Below are 2,077 nucleotides of genomic sequence, written 5' to 3' on the forward strand. Positions count from 1 at the left end.
CACTGGAACACAAAAATAGATGATCATCGTTGCAGGTCCTTTCTGAGGTAAACGCGTTGCCAAGAATCCTGACTTCACCGACCAGCGAGGCCGAGTTGACCGAACACAACGCCAAGATGTTCGGATCGCCCAAAGAACGGTTGGAATTTTATCGTCGCGAAATTCATTACGAGACCTCGATCCTGGCCAACCGGACTGACGCCTATCTGGCGGCGCAATCCTTTCTGGTCATCGCGTTCGCGTCCTGCATGGGGAATCTCAACCCTGAGTGGGGCAAGCTCTTCACGCTGATCGTGCCTCCCTTTCTCGCGCTGTTGGGATTACTCAGCACGCTCAACGCATGGCCCGGCATTCGGGCGGCCTACGACATCATCGATCATTGGTACTACAAGCAGAGCGAGCTATTGAGGAGCGAGCCGGTCATGGGCATGGCCTACGATGAATCACCGCTGTTTTGCGAGCGAGAGTCCACCCATAAGGGGTACCGAAAGGCGCTGTTGTTCTCGGTGCGCACCCCTTGGATTTTTGCAACGTTCTGGATCCTGCTGGGTTTCTGGTCGGTGCTCATCCAGCTCACGAAGCCGTTCGGTTAACCTTGAGGACCCATGTACATGCTCACGGCCCCGGAGAATTTATGAGTTGACCGCGAATGCGCAGGAGATCCTGCTGCGCTTCGATACGCTTAGCATCGGCCTGCGCTTTCGCTTCAGTAAAGCGCTCCCAGGACACTGCACTGGTAGAGTCACCCTCAAGCATGCTGTAGGCATGCGCCTCCAGCCGGTCCGCCTCGAGGAAAAGAGCAGCATTTCGCGCTAGCTCATCGTCGGCCGATGATACCGCTGATTGCGTTGTGTCTTGGGTCATAATGAAACTGCCTCCGTCCACGCTACTTTGTTGGTTTCCCGCCATCTCACATCTGTCACGCCGAACCTCTCAGCCATAGGCTTGCTGAACACCTTGAGCGGAGCCTTCCCCGGTTTTGGGATAGGCGCCAAATCCGCGTCGCAACATGCCCAATGCCAAGCATCCGCGTTTCGCATTTTGGGCGATCGAATGACGAACGACTTTGGCTTCCCGTGAAGCCGATATTCAATGACGTACAGATCAGTGCGATTCATGAGGCCCTCCTTTTGCTCATATGCAAAGGAGCAATGCGCTGCCGAAAAATTCCAAAAAAATATGTAGGGCTGTGGCTGTCAATACACCTTGGTGCAAAGCGCTCCCTTCGAGAGGTATTGTCCTCTGGTCGGCTCCTCTGAACTGTCTCCAAAGCAGTTGGCTCAACTGGCAAACCATGTCGCAGAGTCATCACCATGAACAGCTGCAAAATCCTTTTCTCTCCAGAGCAAGAGGCCAAGCTACGTGCCTACGATCGCTGGCATAGCGCAATGGATGATTGCACGCTGCGAATGGACTGCCCGGATGCTTACCACGACGAACTTTTGCGTCTAGCTGATGAAATGGATCGGTTGGGCGTCGTGACCTGGCAGGAATGGCGTGAGCTGCGTATTGAGGCCGATCAGGCTTATCTTCGTGCCGTCGCCGGCGCTGACTACCATGATTAGCACTACCAGCCGCGATGGGTGATCTGTGTAAAGCCACTGAAGAAGCTCGGCAATCCGCGCGATCACCGAAGCGCTGCGAGTCAGTTTTTACGCAACGGATAGCCTGGCTGTAAAACCGCTGCCACCGCCACGACAAAGTCATCCAATGACCACGGCTTTTGCAGGTATTGGGTCGAACGGGGGATAGTTGATGGCTCCAGCAAATAGCCAGAGATTAGGATGGATCCCGTGGAAGGCCACTTGCCCTTCACCATCTCGATAAATTCAGCACCCTGAATCTGTCCCGGTAATGCATGATCCACCACCACCAGAGGGCACGGCACATGCGCCTCAAGCAAATATGTCAAAGCATCGTCAGCTGTCTCAAAGGCTAGGGACTGTGCGCCGATTTCCTTCAGGATATCGCCCATGAGCATACGAAGCGTCGGATCGTCTTCAATCACGATGACTTTGCCAGAAATTGGCAGTAGACCTTCCCAAGTGAGCTTCAATCTCCGRTCCCGATGTACCCA

Annotated in this window: 5 protein-coding genes; 2 read left to right on the forward strand and 3 right to left on the reverse strand. The window is 54.4% G+C overall.

The genetic code is table 11. From position 1 onward, the window contains the following. Positions 1-56: 56 nt before the first annotated feature. A complete protein-coding gene (locus tag HT737_RS29975; protein WP_034139914.1) occupies positions 57-593 on the forward strand; it encodes a hypothetical protein in 537 nt (178 codons plus the stop codon). Between the two features lie 22 nt (positions 594-615). On the opposite strand, the gene HT737_RS29980 is transcribed toward HT737_RS29975, so the two are convergent. Together HT737_RS29980 and HT737_RS32195 are read right to left on the reverse strand one after the other, a co-directional pair. Next, complete coding sequence (locus HT737_RS29980) at positions 616-864, reverse strand: hypothetical protein (protein WP_182404630.1); 249 nt, start codon at positions 862-864, stop codon at positions 616-618. Next, on the reverse strand, positions 861-1,118 hold the full coding sequence (locus tag HT737_RS32195) for a DUF6555 family protein (protein WP_306287318.1): 258 nt from the start codon (positions 1,116-1,118) through the stop codon (positions 861-863). Before HT737_RS32195 ends, HT737_RS29980 begins: the two co-directional genes overlap by 4 nt. A 195-nt stretch (positions 1,119-1,313) precedes the next feature. Here HT737_RS32195 and HT737_RS29985 point away from each other — a divergent pair, with 195 nt between their 5' ends. Then, on the forward strand, positions 1,314-1,565 hold the full coding sequence (locus tag HT737_RS29985; protein ID WP_034139791.1) for a hypothetical protein: 252 nt from the start codon (positions 1,314-1,316) through the stop codon (positions 1,563-1,565). Positions 1,566-1,645: 80 nt separating this feature from the next. Here the strand turns inward: HT737_RS29985 and HT737_RS29990 are convergent. Further along, positions 1,646-2,077, reverse strand: a 432-nt coding sequence (locus HT737_RS29990; RefSeq protein ID WP_308810003.1) for a response regulator, incomplete at its 5' end; no start/stop codon positions are given.

This window comes from Pseudomonas sp. MD195_PC81_125 (assembly GCF_014060985.1).
Lineage (GTDB): Bacteria > Pseudomonadota > Gammaproteobacteria > Pseudomonadales > Pseudomonadaceae > Aquipseudomonas > Aquipseudomonas parakoreensis.

Excerpts from the sequence above, each read along its gene's own strand:
- HT737_RS32195 (WP_306287318.1), bottom strand. The coding sequence starts at position 1,118 with ATGAATCGCACTGATCTGTACGTCATTGAATATCGGCTTCACGGGAAG.
- HT737_RS29985 (WP_034139791.1), top strand. The coding sequence starts at position 1,314 with ATGAACAGCTGCAAAATCCTTTTCTCTCCAGAGCAAGAGGCCAAGCTA.
- HT737_RS29980 (WP_182404630.1), bottom strand. The coding sequence starts at position 864 with ATGACCCAAGACACAACGCAATCAGCGGTATCATCGGCCGACGATGAG.